General features: G+C 64.4%; 1 protein-coding gene. It reads right to left on the bottom strand.

The genetic code is table 11. The features are described from left to right. Nucleotides 1–61: 61 nt before the first annotated feature. Nucleotides 62–402, bottom strand: a 341-nt coding sequence (locus EN852_RS35680) for a hypothetical protein (RefSeq protein ID WP_210238295.1), incomplete at its 5' end; no start/stop codon positions are given.

The following is a 402-nucleotide window of genomic DNA, read 5'->3' as shown; positions in this document are numbered from 1 at the left end:
CCGGTTCCAGCCGCCCGATTCGGCGGCGCGATACCAGAAATACGCACTCGGCTGTCCGCCATCAAGCTGACGGCACGCAAGGGGCTTCGCCTGGACAGGACCTGTCGCCTTCAGCCGCCGGCAGGTTGCGGTGCTCCAGCAACTGGCTGAGCGGAGAACCGGCAGGGATCGGGCGGCCGCCGATCCGGTCCCTCAGCAGATTGTCGAAGAGATGGATGCAGAGCGTGCGCGGGGTCACGATGTCCGTTATCGAAAGCTCGGGGTCGAGGAACAAGCCGACCTGGCCGTAGTGGACCGGATAGAAGACGTCGATGGTCGCCGCATGGCCCATAACGCCGGCCTTGCCGGCAAAGTAGGTCATCGCATCGGGTCCGAGCATGCCCCATCCGTACTGCGAAACAT

The organism is Mesorhizobium sp. M2E.F.Ca.ET.209.01.1.1 (genome assembly GCF_004010375.2).
Taxonomy (GTDB): Bacteria; Pseudomonadota; Alphaproteobacteria; order Rhizobiales; family Rhizobiaceae; genus Mesorhizobium.
Note: the sequence above shows the minus strand (reverse complement) of the source record. Positions and strands in the feature narration are given on the sequence as shown.